The sequence below is a fragment of the Vreelandella sp. V005 genome (genome assembly GCF_052645115.1).
This window is the reverse complement of record NZ_JBQXYA010000001.1, coordinates 1,067,443-1,086,949: the sequence shown is the minus strand read 5'-3', so window position 1 is coordinate 1,086,949 and position 19,507 is coordinate 1,067,443. Positions and strand designations below refer to the sequence as shown.

General features: G+C 56.7%; 17 protein-coding genes. 13 read left to right on the top strand and 4 right to left on the bottom strand.

Features of this window, described 5'->3' with window-relative positions; translation table 11 throughout:
• Positions 1-103: 103 nt before the first annotated feature.
• Positions 104-1,597 (top strand): exodeoxyribonuclease I, encoded by a 1,494-nt coding sequence (gene sbcB / locus ACUN8H_RS05000; RefSeq protein ID WP_445531032.1) that lies wholly within the window; start codon positions 104-106, stop codon positions 1,595-1,597.
• A 25-nt stretch (positions 1,598-1,622) separates the two neighbouring features.
• Here sbcB and ACUN8H_RS04995 read toward each other — a convergent pair whose 3' ends face one another.
• Together ACUN8H_RS04995 and ACUN8H_RS04990 are read right to left on the bottom strand one after the other, a co-directional pair.
• The gene (locus tag ACUN8H_RS04995) at positions 1,623-4,511 is read right to left on the bottom strand and encodes an insulinase family protein (RefSeq protein WP_445531031.1); all 2,889 of its coding nucleotides are present in this window, start codon (positions 4,509-4,511) and stop codon (positions 1,623-1,625) included.
• Positions 4,511-5,197 (bottom strand): SOS response-associated peptidase, encoded by a 687-nt coding sequence (locus ACUN8H_RS04990; RefSeq protein WP_445531029.1) that lies wholly within the window; start codon positions 5,195-5,197, stop codon positions 4,511-4,513. The genes ACUN8H_RS04995 and ACUN8H_RS04990 overlap by 1 nt, the downstream gene beginning before the upstream one ends.
• Before the next feature lie 191 nt (positions 5,198-5,388).
• Between ACUN8H_RS04990 and ACUN8H_RS04985 the strand changes: the two genes are divergently transcribed.
• Positions 5,389-6,003, top strand: coding sequence for a TetR/AcrR family transcriptional regulator (locus ACUN8H_RS04985; RefSeq protein ID WP_445531028.1), 615 nt, complete (start codon positions 5,389-5,391; stop codon positions 6,001-6,003).
• Positions 6,000-6,665 (top strand): 1-acyl-sn-glycerol-3-phosphate acyltransferase, encoded by a 666-nt coding sequence (locus tag ACUN8H_RS04980; RefSeq protein WP_445531027.1) that lies wholly within the window; start codon positions 6,000-6,002, stop codon positions 6,663-6,665. Before ACUN8H_RS04985 ends, ACUN8H_RS04980 begins: the two co-directional genes overlap by 4 nt.
• A gap of 49 nt (positions 6,666-6,714) precedes the next feature.
• On the opposite strand, the gene ACUN8H_RS04975 is transcribed toward ACUN8H_RS04980, so the two are convergent.
• The gene (locus ACUN8H_RS04975) at positions 6,715-7,989 is read right to left on the bottom strand and encodes an HlyC/CorC family transporter (protein ID WP_445531026.1); all 1,275 of its coding nucleotides are present in this window, start codon (positions 7,987-7,989) and stop codon (positions 6,715-6,717) included.
• Between the two features lie 104 nt (positions 7,990-8,093).
• Entirely contained in the window at positions 8,094-8,891 is a 798-nt protein-coding gene (locus ACUN8H_RS04970; protein ID WP_445531025.1) for a cytochrome C assembly family protein, read from the bottom strand.
• A gap of 246 nt (positions 8,892-9,137) precedes the next feature.
• Here ACUN8H_RS04970 and ffh point away from each other — a divergent pair, with 246 nt between their 5' ends.
• The 10 genes from ffh (at position 9,138) to ACUN8H_RS04920 (ending at position 19,500) form a co-directional block, all read left to right on the top strand.
• Positions 9,138-10,565, top strand: a complete 1,428-nt coding sequence (gene ffh, locus ACUN8H_RS04965; protein WP_445531024.1) for a signal recognition particle protein — start codon at positions 9,138-9,140, stop codon at positions 10,563-10,565.
• 289 nt (positions 10,566-10,854) lie between these two features.
• Entirely contained in the window at positions 10,855-11,103 is a 249-nt protein-coding gene (rpsP, locus tag ACUN8H_RS04960; RefSeq protein ID WP_007111767.1) for a 30S ribosomal protein S16, read from the top strand.
• 74 nt (positions 11,104-11,177) lie between these two features.
• Complete coding sequence (gene rimM, locus ACUN8H_RS04955; RefSeq protein ID WP_445531023.1) at positions 11,178-11,723, top strand: ribosome maturation factor RimM; 546 nt, start codon at positions 11,178-11,180, stop codon at positions 11,721-11,723.
• A 71-nt stretch (positions 11,724-11,794) separates the two neighbouring features.
• Positions 11,795-12,562 carry a tRNA (guanosine(37)-N1)-methyltransferase TrmD gene (gene trmD, locus ACUN8H_RS04950; protein WP_445531084.1) on the top strand — a complete coding sequence of 256 codons (768 nt, stop codon included), beginning with the start codon at positions 11,795-11,797 and terminating at the stop codon, positions 12,560-12,562.
• 168 nt (positions 12,563-12,730) lie between these two features.
• Positions 12,731-13,087 (top strand): 50S ribosomal protein L19, encoded by a 357-nt coding sequence (gene rplS, locus ACUN8H_RS04945; RefSeq protein ID WP_008958726.1) that lies wholly within the window; start codon positions 12,731-12,733, stop codon positions 13,085-13,087.
• A gap of 145 nt (positions 13,088-13,232) precedes the next feature.
• Positions 13,233-14,114 carry a site-specific tyrosine recombinase XerD gene (xerD, locus tag ACUN8H_RS04940; RefSeq protein WP_445531022.1) on the top strand — a complete coding sequence of 294 codons (882 nt, stop codon included), beginning with the start codon at positions 13,233-13,235 and terminating at the stop codon, positions 14,112-14,114.
• The gene (locus ACUN8H_RS04935) at positions 14,089-14,865 is read left to right on the top strand and encodes a DsbC family protein (RefSeq protein WP_445531021.1); all 777 of its coding nucleotides are present in this window, start codon (positions 14,089-14,091) and stop codon (positions 14,863-14,865) included. Before xerD ends, ACUN8H_RS04935 begins: the two co-directional genes overlap by 26 nt.
• Positions 14,866-14,963: 98 nt before the next feature.
• Positions 14,964-16,280 carry a homoserine dehydrogenase gene (locus tag ACUN8H_RS04930; protein ID WP_445531020.1) on the top strand — a complete coding sequence of 439 codons (1,317 nt, stop codon included), beginning with the start codon at positions 14,964-14,966 and terminating at the stop codon, positions 16,278-16,280.
• Between the two features lie 6 nt (positions 16,281-16,286).
• Positions 16,287-17,675 (top strand): threonine synthase, encoded by a 1,389-nt coding sequence (thrC, locus tag ACUN8H_RS04925; protein ID WP_445531019.1) that lies wholly within the window; start codon positions 16,287-16,289, stop codon positions 17,673-17,675.
• Positions 17,676-17,682: 7 nt separating this feature from the next.
• Positions 17,683-19,500, top strand: a complete 1,818-nt coding sequence (locus ACUN8H_RS04920) for a single-stranded-DNA-specific exonuclease RecJ (protein WP_445531083.1) — start codon at positions 17,683-17,685, stop codon at positions 19,498-19,500.
• Positions 19,501-19,507 lie beyond the last annotated feature (7 nt).

The window sequence follows — 19,507 nt, the reverse complement described above, 5'->3', positions numbered from 1 at the left end:
TAACCGCAGATCTTCACCGCTAATCAAAGTGCGTAAGACGCGGCGAAAGGGGTGGCGGGTGTGCTACGCTTGGGCTTTTCATTGCCCAGCGGAGTGTTAGTGCATGGCGCCACCCAATGCTGCCCCTGCCAGTTTTCTTTGGCATGACTATGAAACCTTCGGGGCTGACCCGCGTCGCGATCGGCCCGCCCAGTTTGCCGCGCTTCGCACCGATGCCGACCTCAATGAGATCGGTGATCCCATCGAGCTTTACTGCAAACCGGCCGATGACTATCTGCCTCATCCCACGGCCTGTTTGATTACCGGCATCACGCCTCAAAAAGCCCAGCGCCATGGTCTCCCCGAAGCCGAATTTGCGGGTGAGATTCAGCGCCATATGAGCGAGCCGGGCACTTGCGTAGTGGGCTACAACAGCCTGCGATTCGATGATGAGGTGTCACGGCATCTTTTTTACCGCAACCTGCTCGACCCCTATTCTCGCGAGTGGCAAAACGGTAATTCCCGCTGGGATTTGATTGATATTGTGCGCGCCTTCTATGCGCTGCGCCCGGGTGGCATTGAGTGGCCGCTACGCGATGACGGCTCACCCAGCTTTAAGCTTGAGCATTTGACGGCGGCGAATGGCATTGCCCATGAGGGTGCCCACGATGCGGTAGCCGATGTGCGGGCGACGATTGCGCTGGCCCGTTTGCTCAAAGCGCGTAATGCCAAACTGTTCGACTATCTGCTTGGCCTGCGCGGTAAGCGCGCAGTGGCGACACAGCTCGACCTGCCCGGTGCCAAACCACTGCTGCATATCTCCCGCCGCTATCCCGCCAGCCGAGGCTGTAGTGCGTTAGTCATGCCGCTGGCCGAACATCCGACAAATCCGAATGGGGTGATCGTTTACGATTTAAGCGTGGACCCCAGTGATATGCTGAGCATGTCCGCTGAGCAGGTTCGTGAGCGCGTGTTTGTTAGCCAGCAGGATTTAACCGAAGGCGAGGCGCGTATCCCGCTGAAAGTGATTCATATCAATCGCTGCCCCGTGGTTTTTCCTGCGAGCGCCCTAAAAGATGTCGATGGGCCGCAAAAAGGCGAATACGGCACTATTGTAAAACGCTTAGGCTTGGATATGACGGCCTGTCGGCAGCATTGGAAAACCTTGCGCGATGCCAGCGGCGTGGCCGACAAAGTCGCCGAGGTGTTTAACGCAGGCTACGAAGAGGCACCGCAAGACCCGGATCTAATGCTCTATTCAGGCAGCTTTTTCTCTGCCGCTGACCGGCAGCAGATGGAACGAGTGCGTGAAATGGAGCCATGGGACTTGGTGGGGCAACGATTTGCGTTTCAAGACTCACGCCTGGAAGAGATGCTGTTTCGCTTTCGTGCGCGCAGTTATCCCGACACGCTGGAAGGCGAAGAGCGGGAGCAGTGGGAGGCGTTTCGCTGGATGCGCATTAACGACCCTGCGTTAGCAGGCTTTACGCTGAAGGCGTTTGCGCGGCAAATCGAGCAGTACAACCAGCAAACCCTCACTGATCGAGAGCGCCAGATCCTGGAAGAGCTCGTCATGTTCGTGGAAGCGATGATGCCTGCTCAGGCGTTTGACGCCTGAGCGGCTTAAGTTGAGTGATGATGCGTTACGGGGCGGCTTGCTCTACACGCACGTTGGGCAGTGGTGAGAGGCTCTCCCGATAATGGCTGACATCGCTCGGTTCATCGCCAGGGTTGAAGCGCACATCGAGCATGTGCTCACGCAGCGATGGCCAAAGCGCCTTGATGTCATCGAGGCTGACGTCGAGGACTAACTCCGCCAGTTGGTCACGGCGGTCAAAACGCACGTCTTCCAGGGCAGTTGCCTGCCAGTACCGGTTGGCCATGCCAGGTAAGCTCGTATCGCGCTGGCGCAACTGGTCGTGTACCGCTTGGCGATAGGGAGCTAATGCTTCATCGGTTAACGGCTCGAGACGTTGGCCTGCCTCCTCCAGAAACGTATCAATGCGCTCGGCGATGGTGTCGCTGTCGACATCCGGTGATTGCACCACTAGCGCAATACCAGCCGCTTCGAGAAGCGGCGAATAGCCCGCGTTAACGATGTAGCCGAGCTGCTGCTCAGTGCGTAACTGCTGATAGAACGGCGTATCTAGCCACTGGGCAATCACGCTCGTCGTCGCTTGTTCCTCCAGCGTTTGATCGCGGGCTTGCAGATAGCGCAGCACCAATGATTCATCTCGCGAGCTATGCGGGTGTAGTACCGCATGCGCTTCATCCGCTGCGAGAGGGGTTAGGTTAGGGATCTCATCGCGGGTTAGCCGTGGGCGCAGCTGGGCGCGCATTAACTGTGCCTGTTCGCGAGCCAGCGCTTCATCAAGGTTGCCGACCGCCATGGCATCGACATAAAGGTTTTCCAGAAAGCGTTGGCGAAAATCCTCTAAATGATGACGCTCAAAGCGGTCGCTGGCGGCAAGCAGTTCAGCAGTCGACCACTGTGGTGTGAGCAAGGCTTCGCCCAGCATTCGGCTGGCTTGGCCATATAGCGATGATTGAGGGGCGTTGCGCCATTCACGCTGCAGTTGATAACGCACACGCTCGAAGGCGCTGTCGGTGATCGGCGCGCTTTTGAGTTGTTCAATCGCCTGTTCGATCAGGGGCGTTTGTCCATCCCGCCAGCCTGAGAATGAGAGCGTCATGCCGCGGGAGTGCGGGTAAGCGCTAAAGGATTGGCCTGCCAGCCATGCTGGGTAGAGCGATTCATTCAAACTGTCGTTAAGCCAACTGGCCAATAAGCGTGTTAACACCGCCTCGTCGGGGGAATAGCTGGCGGTTGGGTTTTGTAGGCTGACGCGCCACTCGACGCTCGGCGTATTAAAGCGCGCATCCTGCATGTGCCAAGCGGTAAATGACGGCGTATCGACCAGCAGGCTGGGATGATCATCCTGCCCCTCCAGTAAGGTTAAATCACTGGCAATAAAGGGGTTGGGGCCGGGCAGTGCCAGGCCGCTTAACGCCTGGCCCGGTTGGTCGGGCGTCTGCTCTTTCCACTGCGTGTTGAACCATGGTGAAACGGTATCGCTCTCCACGTCAGGCCCCGAGTAGAAGCGCAGCATGTTATCGGCCGTTAGCGCATCCAGATAGGCTTGCTGACGCTCGGCATCGGGGCCATCCATGCGGTAAGCCGCGTATTGCACGTCTTCGACCGGATAGCGCGATAGGCTCATGGAGAGGCGAGTGGCTTCCTGTTGTGGGGCGCCGTGCTGTTGGAAGCGGAATCCCTGCTCGTTGAGGTCTGCTTGTTCCTCGTAGCGCCACTCGGCGAGGCCGTCATTGCGCAGTTGTTCAATGGCTGCCAACAGTGTGGCTTCAATATCGTCCAAACGTTCGGCGCCTGCGGGCGTCAGGCTGATAGAGATAGTGAAGAGCGCTTCGTTACCGTCACCACGACCAATGCCAGCGGAAAGCCCATCGGCCAGCCCGGAATCGCGCAGCACCGAGAGCAAGCTGCCATCGCCTTCGTCACCAAGCAGATGCGCAATAAGCTGTGTTGGCTTACTGCGGTAGTCATCGGTAGGGTCGGGCACCGGGAAATAAAAGCGTAGCTGACGACGATCTTGGAGCGATTGCCGTTCGATGTAGCGCGGCAGCGTGTCAGTATCGATCAGCGGCGCGTCAATGGTCGGCGCGCTTAGGTCTCGGTCGGGAATAGCTGCAAAGCGTTCGGCGACCCATTTTTCTAACTGATCCAGTGGCTGGGGGGCCACAATCGCCAAGTTCATTACGTTGGCATCGTAATGTTGGTGATAAAAATCAATCACTCGCTCACGCAGCGGCGTTTCGCCCTCTGGCGGGCTGGCAAGTGTCTTACGGCTACCCACGGCAAAGCCGGTGGTGGGGTTTTCAGGGTTTAAAAGCTGATTCAGCACATCGTTTTCACGGCGGGATTCGTCACGGATCCGCGCCATATACTCCGAGTGAACGATATTGCGTTCACTCTCCAGGTGGTCTGCATTAAACAGCGGCGAAAGGAAAAATTCGCTGAAGCGATCTAACGCCCCCGGCAGCGCCGATGGCTCAATGTCAAAGAAGTAATTGGTGTCCTGTTGGGCGGTAAAGGCGTTGTGCGAGCCGGCGTTATTAGCAATGTAGCGCTGATAGCCGTCGGACTCAGGATACGGCTCTGTGCCTAAAAAGAGCATGTGCTCCAGAAAGTGGGCCAACCCCTGAAGGTCGTCAGGGTCCTGAGCGCTGCCTACGCGAACGTTCATTGATGCGGCTGCTTTATCTGCCTCGGGGTCGCTGACCAATAGCACATTGAGGCCATTTTCAAGCGTTAAAACCCGGTAGTCGCGGCTGTCATAAGGACTGGTGATCGGTGTGACGGTTTCTTTAACAGCGTCTCCTGCGTCCGTATCGGCAATGACCTCATTGTCGGCGGCTAACGCGAGCGGCGCTACCCAGAGGCTTATGATGACACCGAGCAATGCACGCCGAGGCAGGTGATGCCAGTGCTTTAAACAAGGGGGTTGCAACATTACAGCTCCTGAGGCACAGCCCAGCGCAGCATAGACCCGGTAGGATGGGCGCAAGTCGATGACTGATAGGCGGGATTGTTGACATGTTTAGATACCGGAAAAGCGCCCAACAGTTCCAAAGGCGCGGGTGTTAATAGCGAATTAAGTGTGTCGGTATCGGTATCTGGGTTGAGCCAGGCGGATAACGCATGGCTGGGAATGATGGCAGGGAGACGATCCGTGAGCGGTGAGAGCAGAATATTAGCGGGTACGGTAATCAGGGCAGTGGAATCGGTGAATGCCGTTAAGGTGGTGTGATAGCGGCACCACAACGCGCCCAGTAGTAGCGGCGCCCGGGATACCTGCGTCACTAGATAAGGCTGTTTACTGCGTGGCTGTGTTTTCCATACATAGAAACCGCTCACCGGGATAACGCAGCGCCGGGTGCCGAACGCATCGCGAAACATCGCCCGTGATTCCAAGGTTTCAGACCGGGCGCAGTGGGGGGCGTGATCCAGCACTTCTAGCCAAGGAGGTGTCAGGCCCCAGAAAACCGACGCGAGCCGATACTCGCCCTGTTCAAGGCGAATCGCCGAAATAGGTCGCCGAGGCGCTAAGTTAGCGGACTCAATCAACGGGTCCTGGCGATCAAGCGTTGGCAATAAACGGGTGAGCGGTAAATTTTGCACATGCAGTCGACCCGTCATGCCTGTCTCCTTAAGCAAAATCGTCGTGGAAGTGGCCCTGGACGCGAGGGACTTCGCGCAATAAAGCACGAAATGTAGTGTTTTAGTGTCGAAAACAGTGTTCGATGTAAGGTATCCTATATTACCTCTTGCTCCCGCTAAAGTGCAGTGAGGCATTCCTCCTCGTTTGCCGTTGACCTTAAGAGATCGCCATGGCCCGTCCTAGACAGCATGCGCCCGATGCCCTCCATTCTCAGGTCATGCACGCTTGTGATGAATGGTTGGCTGAGCAGCCAGTCCATGGACTTTCACTACGTGCTCTGGCCAGGGAAGTTGGCTGCGCCCCCAGTACGCTACTTAAACTCTATGGCAGCTTCAATAACTTATTGCAGCACGTCAATGTGGAAACACTGGCGCGTTTGCAGCACACCATTACCAGCCTGGTGGATGATGATCCTGAGCCGTGGTTGCGTTCGCTAGCCCGTGCCTATTGGCTTTTCGCTGAGCAGGACTGCTACCGCTGGCAGTTGCTTTTTGATTACCCGCTGGCGAAAGAGGGTGAGCTTGATCAGCGCCAGAGTGATTTGATTGAAGCGCTGTTTACGCAAGTGGAAGCATCGCTCAAATCTTATCAGCCCGCCTTGGACGACCTTGAAGCTCGCCGTTTGGGGCGTACGCTGTGGGGCAGTGTGCATGGGCTCGTCCAGCTTGGCCTGAACGAGCGCCTGGGCTACTGGCAAGGCCAGCAGTTGAAAGTGGACGAGCTGCTGGATCAACTGATGAGTACCATTCTGGCGGGCTTACGCCATCGTGAGGCGATAACGTGACGGGGTGGGTGAATGCGACTCGCCAAGTGCTGCGCTGGCTGATTTTTATCTCTATGCGCCTTTGCTACCGGCTGCAGGTGCATGGTCGCCAGCATATCCCCGCTCATGGGGCGGCGCTGGTGGTGTGTAACCACGTAAGCTTTATGGATGCCCTGGTGCTCGGTGGCGCTAGCCCCCGGCCATTACGCTTTGTGATGGATCAGCCGATTTTTGACTCCCCTTGGCTTAAGTGGTGGTTCCAGCTGGTGGGCGCTATTCCCATTGAGTCTGAGCGGCGCAGTCCTGGCGCACTGAGGCGCGCCTTGGACGACGTTAGCACCGCGCTTCGCCAGGGGCAGGTCGTGATGGTCTTTCCCGAAGGCCGACTGACCCCAGACGGTGAGATTCACACTTTTCGCCGTGGATTGGAGACCATACTGGCCAGGGATGACGTGCCGGTTATTCCGGCTGGGTTGGCGGGTCTATGGGGCTCCTGGACGTCTCATCATGGTGGCAAGGCGCTGAAGAAGTACCCAAAGCGGTTTCGGGCGCCGGTGAGCTTGCACTTTGGCTCACCGCTCAACCGTTTGGATGCCGATGATATGGCGCTGCGGCGGTTTCTAGAAGCCAGAGTGAGGGCGTTAAAAGCAGCGGCCGATCAGGATCTGGCCAGCCGCCGTTAAGCTTTTTTTGGGCTCTCTCTTTAACTTAATCCTTCGCCTTTATCGCCGCTTAACGGCGTGGTGTCCGCAGCTTTTGCCAGCAGCGCGCCGAGGTAATGAGATTATCGCGAATCTCTAAAATCTCCATGCGCATGTTATCGATCTGTAGGCACGCAGGGCCTTCAGGGAAGGCCTCAAGGTGCTCCAGAATTAAACCATTGAGCGTTTTGGGGCCATCGGTAGGTAACTGCCAGCCAAGCATCTTATTAATTTCGCGGATGTTGGCAGTGCCTTCGATGACGTGGCTGCCATCGTCCTGCTGGTGAATCTCTTCATCTTCAGAGACGTCGGTGGTGAACTCGCCAACGATCTCTTCGAGAATATCTTCCAGCGTGACCAAACCCTCAACATCGCCATACTCATCCACCACAATGCCAATGCGCCGTTTCTGCTTTTGAAAATTGAGCAGTTGGGTATGCAGCGGCGTCGACTCGGGAATGAAATAGGGCTCACGGGCTTCCTGTACGATGGACGCTTTGGTGACTTCGTCCCGGGAGAGGAAGCGTGCCGCGTTGCGCAAATGCAGCATGCCAATAATATTGTTGATATCGCCTTTGTAGACAGGTAAACGGGTGTGCTGGCTGGTACGAATCTGGGTCAAGATATCTTCAAGCGAATCATCCAGATCAATACCCAATACCTCGTGGCGGGGCACCATGATGTCGTTGACGGTCACGTTCTCAAGGTCAAGAATCGACAGCAGCATGGCGCGGTGCCGGTAAGGAATTAACGTGCCCGCTTCGTGAACCACCGTACGCAATTCATCACGGGTTAGGCTGTCACCGCCGTTATCCACGCTTTTAACGCCAACCAGCCTAAGCAGACCGTTAGACATAACATTAACTAACCAGACCAACGGGTAGAGCAGTTTCAGCAGTGGCTCTAGCGCGTAAGAGGTGGGGTAGGCGATCCGCTCAGGCTTGATGGCTGCATAAGTTTTCGGCGTTACTTCAGCGAAAATCAGAATGGTAATGGTCAATAGGGCGGTGGAGATGGCCGGCCCCGAGACATCACCAAAGAAGTGAATAGCAATAATGGTGGCAATGGATGCGGCCAAGTTATTGACAAAATTGTTGCCGATCAGGATAACGCCAATCAGGCGGTCTGGACGAGTGAGCAGGCGCATGACCCGTTTGGCTCTGCGATCGCCGCTGTTGGCCTGATGGCTCAAGCGGTAGCGGTTGATCGACATCATGCCGGTTTCAGAGCTGGAGAAGAACGCAGAAAGCAGTATTAGTAAGGCTAGCAGGCCGAACAGTAATCCCAGAGGGAAGTCGTCGCTCAAGTCGAAAAGTCCTTTATGGCGTATTAAGCTCGATTTGTAGAAGGTCGCGTGTAGTGTGTCAAGACAACCAAAGGTGTGGTTTGCGCCCTTAAGCGGTTATGCTGCTATCGGTTGAGTAAGATTTCGAGTACAAACTTGCTGCCAAAGTAGGCCAGCACGAGCAGGCCGCAGCCACCGAGTGTCCAGCGAACGGCACGCATACCGCGCCAGCCAAAGCGATAACGTCCAATCAACAGGATTGTGAAAATCACCCACGCCAGCAACGAGAGCACGGTTTTGTGTGCCAAGTGCTGGGCGAAAAAGTTGTCCAGAAAAATAAGGCCGCTCGCAATAGAAAGGGTCAACAGAATAATGCCTGCCCAGACTAACTCGAAGAGTACTCGTTCCATGGTTGTAAGCGGGGGGAGCGACTGAACGATGCCACGAATGTGATGATGGCGCAGCGCTTGGTTCTGTAGGCCAACCAGTACGGCTTGAACGGCGGCAATCGCCAACACGGCAAAGGCCAGTGCTGAACTTATCGCATGCAATAAAATGCCCGGTGTCAGTCCGGTATGGCCGCCCTGATTGGGTAGCCAAGTGGCGGCGAGTAGCGCAATACCCGCCAGCGGGAAGAGTGCAATCCCGGCGTTAAGCACCGGCTTGAAAAGACTGGCAACCAGCACGACATTGACCGCGACCGCCATCAGCAAGGTGGCACTAGTGGTAAAGCCAGGCAGTAGCCCAGGGGATTGGCCGACTAATTTGACCACGACGGGAATATGCAGCAACAAACCCAGCACGGCGAGCAGGCGTACCATACCCTGGCGGGGCGGCACACGCCGGAATAACGTCATGCCCTGCCAAATAGCAGCGGCAACGTAAAGAACAAAAGCAATCGTGGCGAAAGGGAGCGCCTGCATGATGCTATCCGTGCGCCTTGCAGCGCGGTTCAGTGAACAGATTAACGAACTAAGCGAAATTACGACTAAAAATCACGCCACTACTATAACGAATCCAAACGGCGTCGCACAGCAGTACAAACACAGTAAAATAGCCAGAGCGCTGAATACCCCCCCCATGGAGACTCAAGGCGTGAGCGCGTATAATCGCCCCAAACCAGTTCATGGCGTGCGCGCCGACGGCAGTGACGGAGGCAGAGAGGCCCCATGTTTCAGAATCTAAGCGAGCGTCTTTCCCAGACGTTAAAGTCGATTAAGGGTCAGGCTCGCCTGACCGACGACAATATTAAAGATACCCTGCGCGAGGTACGCCGCGCCCTGCTTGAGGCCGACGTTGCATTGCCGGTCATCAAGGAATTCATTGAGCGCGTGCGCGAGCGGGCGGTTGGGCAGGAAGTATCCAAAAGCCTGTCGCCGGGTCAGCAGTTCGTCAAAATCGTCCAGCAGGAGCTGGAAGCGATTATGGGCGAAGCCAATGACGGCTTTGTACTTAAAGGCTCTCCCGCCGTTGTGTTGATGGCTGGCCTGCAGGGGGTGGGTAAAACCACCTCTGTGGCCAAGCTGGCCCGTTACCTGCGCGAGCGCGAGAAGAAGAAAGTATTGGTGGTGTCTGCTGACGTTTATCGCCCGGCGGCGATCGACCAGCTCGAAACCCTGGCCAAAGAGGTCGAGGTGGATTTCTTCCCCTCACGCTCTGACCAGCAGCCGGTCGCGATTGCCGAAGCAGCCATCAAGCACGCCAAAATCCAGTTCCACGATGTGGTGCTGATCGATACCGCGGGTCGTTTGGCGATCGATGAAGCGATGATGGCGGAAATTCAGGCGCTGCATAAAGCGGTCTCCCCCCAAGAGACGCTGTTTGTCGTCGACGCCATGACCGGTCAGGACGCTGCCAATACCGCCAAAGCGTTTAGCGAAGCGCTGCCGCTGACCGGGGTAATCCTGACCAAGGCTGACGGTGATGCCCGTGGCGGTGCGGCGCTGTCGGTACGTCACATTACCGGCAAGCCAATCAAATTTATGGGTGTCGGTGAAAAAGTCGACGCCCTGGAGCCGTTCCACCCAGACCGGGTTGCCTCGCGCATTCTGGGCATGGGCGACATGCTATCGCTGATCGAGGAAGCCGAGCGCACTGTCGATAAATCCAAAGCCGAGCAGTTGGCCAAAAAGGTCAAGAAAGGCGACGGCTTTGATTTAGAAGATTTTCGCGACCAGCTTCAGCAGCTCAAGAAAATGGGTGGCATGGGGGGCTTGCTAGGCAAGCTGCCTGGCATGGGTCAGATGGCTGAAATGGCCCAAGGTCCCGGCCCTGAGAAAGAGCTGGGCAAGCTAGAAGCGCTGATCAACTCCATGACGCCGAAAGAGCGCCGCAAGCCCGATATTATCAACGGCTCGCGCAAACGTCGTATTGCTTCGGGTGCTGGCCTGCAAGTGCCAGACCTTAATCGGTTGCTCAAGCAGCATAAACAGATGCAGAAGATGATGAAGAAAGCCGGCCAGAAGGGCGGCATGCAGAAAATGATGCGCGGAATGTCAGGCATGATGGGTGGCGGTGGCCCCGGCGGACCAGGTGGAATGGGCGGCCCCGGTGGCATGGGCGGAATGGGTGGTCCAGGCGGATTACCTCGGCGTTAACACGCCCGCCGCAAAGTGCTGATGCGCTTGGTAAGGTTGACGGCCTATCAGTTTTCTGGCTGTCAGGCTTTCCAAGCCGAGCGCATTTGCGTAGAATGCGGCCTCTTCATGCGTGGGTGTTGCCTAAAATACGTTAAAAACGTAGCGGTAACAGTCTCGGTGAAGGTCGTAATGGCGCTAAGCAGGCTTTGCGCAAGCATAGCGTCAAGAAAACAGCACGAAGAGTGTTCCGATAGCGGTTAGCGCTAACAACACACTCTCGTAACCTCAACCGAAGGATAGTTATCGTATGGTTACCATTCGTTTGGCCCGTGGTGGCGCCAAGAAGCGTCCCTTTTACCACCTGACCGTTACAGATTCTCGTAACGCGCGCGACGGTCGTTTCATCGAACGTATCGGCTTCTTCAACCCGGTTGCCCGTGGTCAGGAAGAGCGTCTGCGCGTTGACCTAGACCGCGTTGTTCACTGGCAGAGCCAAGGCGCCCAGCTGTCTGGTCGTGTTGCTGAGCTGGTTAAAGAAGCACGCAAACAGGCATAAGCCTGCTTGTGGAATAGATTTTCTGAGAAATAGGTTCTCTGAGAAAGTGAGTGCTGGGTTAGCTGAGGTCGTCAATGACGCGTTTTGAAGTAAGCCAAACTGACGACACGCATGTGGTGCTAGGCAAGCTGACTAGCCCTTATGGGGTGAAAGGTTGGCTCAAGGTGTACTCCTACACCAGCCCAATGGACAGCATTCTCGAATACCCAGAATGGTGGGTGCGCCAGGGTGAAATCCTTAAGCGTATAAGCATCGTTCAGGGGCGTCGACAAGGTAAGGGAATAGTCGTGCAGCTTGAAGGCGTCGATGACCGTAGTGCGGCGGAGGCATTAGCCCAAACGGATATTTTGATGCCCAAAGAAGCACTGCCTCAACTTGCTGAAGACGAATACTATTGGCATGAGCTTGAAGGCATGGCGGTCTTCACTCAGGCCGGCGAGCGTTTAGGACGGGTAAGCTACCTGTTTGAAACCGGCGCCAACGATGTCATGGTGGTTCGCGGTGATTCAGACGCAATCGACAAGCGCGAGCGGCTGCTGCCCTTTTTGCCAAACGATGTCATTGTCGAAATCAGTTCCCAAGAGGGCCGCATGGTCGTCAATTGGGATCCCGAATTTTGAGCGAGATGAACAGTGACAGGATGGCTGACTCGATAGAGCCGGACATGGGCAATGAGGTTGTGACGCCTGCCATGTGGATTGGTGTCGTGTCGTTGTTTCCCGAGATGTTCGACGCGTTAACGCAACAGGGCGTGGTCGGGCGAGCGGTAGAGAAACAGCGTATCGCACTGGAGTTTTGGAATCCGCGGGATTATGCCACTGACCGCCACCGCAGCGTCGATGACCGCCCTTATGGCGGTGGTCCAGGCATGTTGATGAAAGTCGACACCCTGCGCGCAGCGATCTTTGCAGCCCAGGAACGGGCGCAGCAAGCCACCGGCTTAGTGCCGACGGTGATCTACCTTTCGCCCCAGGGGCGTAAGCTGGATCAGCAGGGCGTTCAAGCACTGGCTTCCGCCGGCCCTTTAGTGGTCGTGGCAGGACGCTATGAAGGCATTGATGAACGCGTGGTGGAAAGTGACATCGATGAAGAGTGGTCGATTGGCGACTATGTGCTGAGCGGCGGTGAGCTGCCGGCAATGGTGTTGATCGATGCAGCGGCAAGGCTGATTCCCGGCGTGCTGGGCCATCAGGATTCCGCTGTCGAAGACTCGTTTAATGACGGCCTGTTAGACTGCCCGCACTACACCCGTCCAGAAGTCATTGACGGGCGCCAAGTGCCGGATGTGCTGTTAAGCGGTAATCATGCAGCCATCAAGCGTTGGCGGTTAAAGCAGTCACTTGGCCGTACATGGCAACGTCGTCCAGATCTGCTGGAAGGGCGATCGTTAGATGCCGAACAGCATAAGCTGTTGAACGAGTTTATCGAAGAACACGCTCTGTCAGCTAAAACTAAGTAGACCAGAGCGGCGGTGCAGGGCGGACAAGGCGAGTAGTTTTTAGATAATAGCCAACGCACCTGTGTCACCCATAACGACTCCCGCGTAGCTCGTTTTGAGCGCCGGGATCACGGCTTCCGCCACCCATGATTGAGCGGTCAAGCCAACACGTTATTCAGGAGTATGATGATGAGCAGTAAAAGCAAAGTGATCCAGGCGATCGAATCTGAGCAAATGGGCAAAGAAATTCCTGCCTTTGCCCCAGGCGACACCATTGTCGTTCAGGTAAAAGTAAAGGAAGGCACTCGCGAGCGTCTCCAGGCGTTTGAAGGTGTGGTCATCGGTAAGCGTAACCGTGGCCTGAACTCCGCGTTCACCGTGCGTAAAATTTCACACGGCGTTGGCGTCGAGCGTACCTTCCAGACCTACAGCCCGCTGGTTGACTCGATCGAAGTCAAGCGTCGCGGTGATGTGCGTCAAGCCAAGCTTTACTACCTGCGCGAGCGCAGCGGTCGTTCTGCACGTATCAAGGAAAAGCTGGCTTAAACGCCACTCTTCTGTGGGCGTGCGCGGTGCTTTTGACGCGTCGCGCCCAGATACTAAGACCCCGTCACCGCTTTGCGGGGCGGGGTTTTTTTATCTCAATGCATGTTTATGCCGCTTATCCAAAACGGCTGGAGACTGCTGACGTATGAGCGTTATCGATGCATTTTTAGATGCTCTCTGGCTTGAGCAGGGCGCCAGCGACCATACGTTAGCCGCCTACCGGCGTGACTTAACCGCTTGGCAGGCGCATTTGGATAGCCATGGCGAAGCGCTGGTGGCGCCGCCACCGGAACGCATTAGCGAATGGTTTGCTAGCCGCCGTGAACAGGGCTACCAACTGCGTAGCAATGCCCGGCTGCTGTCGACATTACGTAGCTTCTATCGTTGGGGGCGTTTAAATAATCAAGTGGCGAGCGACCCGCTCACTGATATCAAGCTGCCGCGAGTAATTCCTGGCTTGCCAAATACGCTGGAAGAAGATGAGGTCGAGCGGCTGCTATTGGCACCCGATACACAGACGCCGTTAGGTGTGCGTGACCGCGCCATGCTGGAGTTGCTTTACGCCTGCGGCCTGCGAGTCTCTGAGCTAGTAGGGTTAACCGGGGATGCGGTTAACCTTCGCCAAAACGTAGTCAGGGTGCGCGGTAAAGGCGATAAGGATCGCCTGGTGCCGATGGGTGAAGAAGCCGCCGATTGGCTGGCCCACTATATGAAGACCGCGCGACTGGCGTTAATGAGTGACCCAACACGCCCGGCACTGTTTCCCGGGCGGGGTGACAAAGCGATGACCCGGCAGACGTTTTGGCACCGCATCAAAGTGCATGCCATTACCGCGGGAATCAACCGACCGCTGTCACCGCACACGCTGCGCCATGCATTTGCCACTCATTTATTGAATCATGGGGCCAATTTGCGAGTCGTACAATTGCTGCTGGGTCATAGTGATCTTTCGACGACCCAAATTTATACCCATGTGGCCCAAGCGCGCTTGGAAACGCTACATGCAGAACATCACCCACGAGGTTGAATTGATGATGCGTCAAGGCCGTTTTTTAGTCGTTCCGTTCCTAATCGCGGGTAGCTTATTGCCGGCTGCTGTACAGGCGGATGCAGTGTCAGACCGCTTGGCTGAATCGCTTAGCGTTAATGGTCAGGCGATGCCCGTGGAAGCGGTGGCAGAGACGCCAATCAGCGGTATCTACCATGTGCAGCTGGAGAGTGGAGAATCCTTCTACACCAATGCGGATGGCAGCTATTTCTTGGTTGGTGACCTTTATGAAAATACCCCTGAGGGGTTGGTTAATCTGACCGAGCAAGAGCAGAACCAAGTGCGTGCGGATGCGTTGGCCGCCGTCCCTGACAGTGAGCGCGTAATCTTTCGTGGGGCCGATGAACCCAAAGCGACCATCACGGTATTTACCGACCCCACCTGCCCCTACTGCGCGCGTTTGCACGACACCATTCCCGAACTCAATGAGCGCGGCATCGCCGTTCATTACTTGGCCTTTCCACGCGCTGGCATGGGAAGTCAAGCGGCTACCACGCTCCAGCAGGTATGGTGCTCGGATAACCGCAGCGAAGCGATGAATCAGGCCAAGGAGGGCGATGCCATTGCCAGCGCAGCAGACTGTGACAACCCGGTCGCCGGTCAATATGAGCTTGGCAAAGCTTTGGGAGTGCAGGGTACCCCAGCGATTATTTTGCCTGATGGGCAATTAGTGCCTGGATTTGTGCCCCCCGAACGGCTCACCGCCATGTTAGGCTTGGATGATAACTGAAACAAACAAGCGTGCTGCTTAAACTAGGCGGCTAACAACGCTGAGATACTGTCTTGAGATCCGCACCGTCAGGTGCACGACACGAAAGGGGAAGTATTTTGAAACCGGTAAGAGTAGGTATTTGTGGTTTAGGCACTGTCGGTGGCGGCACCTTCAACGTATTGACCCGTAACGCTGACGATATTATGCGTCGCGCTGGCCGCCCTATTGTGATTGAGCAGGTTGCTCATCGCAGTATTCATCCTGACTGCGATATTACCGGCATCAATGCGACCTCTGATGTGTTTGACGTGGCCACCAACCCCAATGTCGATGTCCTGGTGGAATTGATTGGCGGTTACGATATCGCCCGCGAATTAGTGCTAACGGCGATCGCCAATGGCAAGCATGTGGTGACTGCCAACAAAGCGCTGATTGCTGTGCACGGCAATGAAATTTTCAAAGCTGCTCACGAGAAGGGCGTTATCGTAGCGTTTGAAGCCGCAGTCGCGGGCGGTATTCCGGTCATCAAATCGCTGCGTGAAGGCCTGGGCGCCAACCGCATCGAGTGGGTGGCGGGCATTATCAACGGCACCGGCAACTATATCCTTACTCACATGCGTGACGAAGGCCGTGCCTTTGAAGATGTACTCGCAGAAGCCCAGGCGTTGGGTTATGCCGAATCTGATCCCACCTTTGATGTGGAGGGCATTGACGCTGCCCACAAGCTGACGATTCTAGCCTCGATTGCCTATGGCGTACCGCTGCAGTTCGAGAGAGCCTTCACCGAAGGTATTTCACGGATTACCGCGGAAGATGTCGAGCAGGCCGATAACCTCGGCTATGTGATCAAACACCTGGGGATCTCCAAACGCACCGATCAAGGCCTAGAGCTGCGCGTGCACCCTACCCTAATTCCCAAAGAGCGCCTGCTGGCCAATGTGCATGGTGTGAAAAATGCCATTGCGATTATGGGCGATGCGGTTGGGCCGACGCTCTATTACGGTGCCGGTGCAGGCGCCGAGCCGACTGCTTCAGCGGTCGTGGCCGATCTGCTCGATGTGGCGAGGGATATCTCTACCGATCACCACTACCGGGTGCCTTACCTGGCGTTCAGCGGTATTGATGAAGATGTCAGCCAGTTGCCCATCATGCCGATGGAAGACATTACCACCGCCTACTACCTGCGTCTGCTAGCGGTAGATCGCCCGGGCGTGCTGGCGCGAGTAGCTACGATTCTGGCCGAACAGGGCATCTCTATCGAAGCGCTAATTCAGAAAGAGGCTACCGAGGGCGAGCTGGTTCCCATCATTCTGCTGACGCACCGTACGAAAGAGAAACAAATGAACGATGCGATTCGTGAAATCGAATCCATGGCCGATATCGCTGGGCCGTTAACGCGTATTCGCGTGGAAAGCCTGGACGAAGGGGAGTAAGCACAAATGCGCTATATCAGCACGCGTGGGCAGGCGCCCGCGCTCTCGTTTGAAGAAGTTGTGCTTACCGGCATGGCCAGCGACGGCGGCTTGTATGTGCCGGAAACACTGCCTGAGTTTTCTCATGAAGAGCTAGCCGAGATGGCCGGGCTCTCCTACGCGGAGATCGCTTTTCGAGTGATGAAGCCGTTCGTCAATGGCGAGATCGATGATGCGACGTTCCGCAGTATCGTCACCGAAGCCTACGCGACGTTCAATCACGATGCGGTCGTGCCGCTTAAGCAATTGGATGCCAATCACTTCCTGCTCGAGCAGTTTCATGGCCCGACCTTGGCGTTTAAAGACGTGGCGCTACAGTTGCTCGGTCGCCTGCTAGATCACTTCCTGAAAAAGCGCGGCGAGCGCGCGGTGATTATGGGCGCGACCTCGGGTGATACCGGCTCCGCGGCGATTGAAGGCTGTCGCCACTGCGACAACCTGGATATCTTTATTCTGCATCCTCACAACCGGGTCTCGGAAGTACAGCGCCGTCAAATGACCTCAGTACTGGCCAATAACGTCTTCAATATTGCCATCGAGGGTAATTTCGACGACGCCCAGGCGATGGTCAAGGCAAGCTTTGCCGACCAAACGTTCCTGAACGGTACGCGACTGGTGGCGGTGAATTCGATCAACTGGGCACGCATCATGGCGCAGATCGTGTACTACGTCGCCTCAGGCGTTGCGTTGGGTGCACCGCACCGCGAGGTGAGCTTCTGCGTACCGTCGGCTAATTTCGGTAATGTGTTTGCGGGCTATATGGCTTACAAGATGGGACTGCCTGTGAAGCAGTTCATCATCGCCACTAATGCGAACGATATTCTGCACCGCACCCTGACCGCTAACGACTTCTCCAAAAAGGAGTTGGCGGCCACCCTGGCGCCCTCTATGGATATTGTCGTGTCGTCCAACTTTGAGCGGCTGCTGTTTGACGCCTACGACCGCGACGGGCTCGCCGTGGCAGCGCTGCTTGAGCGCTTCCAACAGGAGCCAACGGCTCTGGCGGATGCACCGCTTGCCAAGCTGCGTGAGAAGTTCGCCAGCTACAGCGTGGATGACGCAACAATTTTGGAAGTCATCCGCGAGGCCCATAAGCGTACCGGCGAGATGCTCGACCCGCACACCGCGACTGGCTATCGTGCTGCCGAGCGCGCGCGTATCGATCAGTCCACGCCGATGATTACTCTGGCGACGGCACATCCGGCCAAGTTTGCGGAAGCGGTCGTCAAAGCGGGTTTCCCGGGCGTACCGCTACCGCCACATATGGAAGATTTGATCGAGCGTGAAGAGCGTTATACCGTGCTGCCTGCCGAGCTTGCCGCCGTGCAGCAGTATGTCGCGGAACATCGGCGTTAACACGTTGATGGCAGAGCTACCCCATAACACGCTGTCCGCTAGCACACTTTCGTTTAGCAAGACCGAGCCACGTTTAGAGCCTCGTCCAGTGGATGAGGCGCTTTACGCCCGTGCCCAGGCAGAAGGGTTAAGCGAGCTTCAGGCACGGCTATTGGCTTCCCGGTTACCCGGCTACAGCGGCGAGCTGTTGCCGTTAATTTCGCCTAGCCTGCGCTACCTAGTGCATCCCGAGAAGCTTGCGGATGGTCGCCGCGCTGCTGAGCGTATCGCCCAGGCGGTGGCAGAGGGCGAAGCCATTGGTATTCTTACCGACTACGATGTGGATGGCATTACTTCCCATGTGGTGATCCGGCGCACGTTGGTGGAGCTGTTCGGCGTGCCTGAGGGTAAACTGCATAGCCTGATTGGCCATCGTATTCACGACGGCTACGGGATTAGCCTGCCGCTGGTAGAGCGTACCCTGGCGCAGAAGCCGTTTCCCACCCTGGTCATCACCGCCGACTGCGGCAGCTCCGATGAACCGCGTATTGCGCGTTTGAAGGCGGCGGGTATCGATGTGGTCGTTAGCGACCACCACGCGCTGCCGGTGGAGGGGCCGCCAAGCTCAGCATTTGCCTGCGTTAATCCTACCCGGGATGATTGCGACTACCCCGACAAAACCATCGCTGGCTGCATGGTGGCGTGGCTATTGATGTCGCTTGCCCGCAGTGTGCTGATTGAGTGGGGGGCGCTATCGGAATCGACGCCCAAGCTTTCGCCCTGGCTCTCTTACGTCGCGTTGGGCACGGTCGCGGATTGCGTCTCCTTGGGCGGTAGCCCCGCCAATCGCGCGGTAGTTAATCATGGATTAACACTGATCAATCGCATGGACGCCGCCTGCTGGCGCGCCATGGCCACTAGGCTAGGTGCCGACAGCGTGCCCTTTAACGCTGAGACGTTAGCGTTTCAAATGGGTCCGCGCATCAATGCCCGTTCACGGCTGGATGACCCCTACGCGGCGCTGCACTTTATGCTGGCCGAGAACGATGGGGTCGCCAATCGTCAGCTCGATGTACTGGACCAGGATAATCAGTCGCGCAAAGCCATCGAGGCGGATATGGCTGCCGAGGCGCGCACCTTGGCGGCGAGCGCCCTGAGGGCCGATGAACCCGCGGTGGTGGTGTTGCTGGAAGATGGTCACCCCGGCGTGCAGGGTATTGTCGCGTCGCGGTTGGTGCAGGCTTATGGCCGACCGGCACTGGTGCTCACCCAAGCGGCAGCCCCTGGCATGTTGACAGGGTCTGGGCGCTCGATCGACGGGCTGCACCTGCGCGACGCCCTTCAGCGCACGTTTGAGCTTGCGCCCCAGGCTTTGCCACGCTTTGGCGGCCATAGTGGCGCGGCCGGGGTAGGCGTGCCACGGGAGCAGCTTGACGTCTTTAAAGCGGCCTTTCTCCAGGCGGTAGACGAGCAGTTGGAGGGGCGAACTCTCTACCCGCGGCTGTGGACTGATGGCGAACTTTCAATGGCGCAGCTTTCGCTGACCACCTTGCAAGAGATCGAGATGCTTGGGCCCTATGGTCGAGAGTTTGACCCGCCGCTGTTCGAAGGCCGCTTTATCGTCGAGGCGTTGCGCCCGGTGGGAGCCGAAGGCTCGCACCTGATGCTGGAGCTTTCCACGGGCCCGGTGACCTGCAAAGCGATCTGGTTTCGTGCCTTAACGCCAGGAGAGCTGCCTGGTTTTAACGTGGGCGATACGCTGCACTGCGCCTATAAGCTTAACCGTAATCGCTGGCGCGGTCGTGAGACGCTCCAGTTGATGGTCGAGCATGCCAGCCTAATTTGAGCGACAA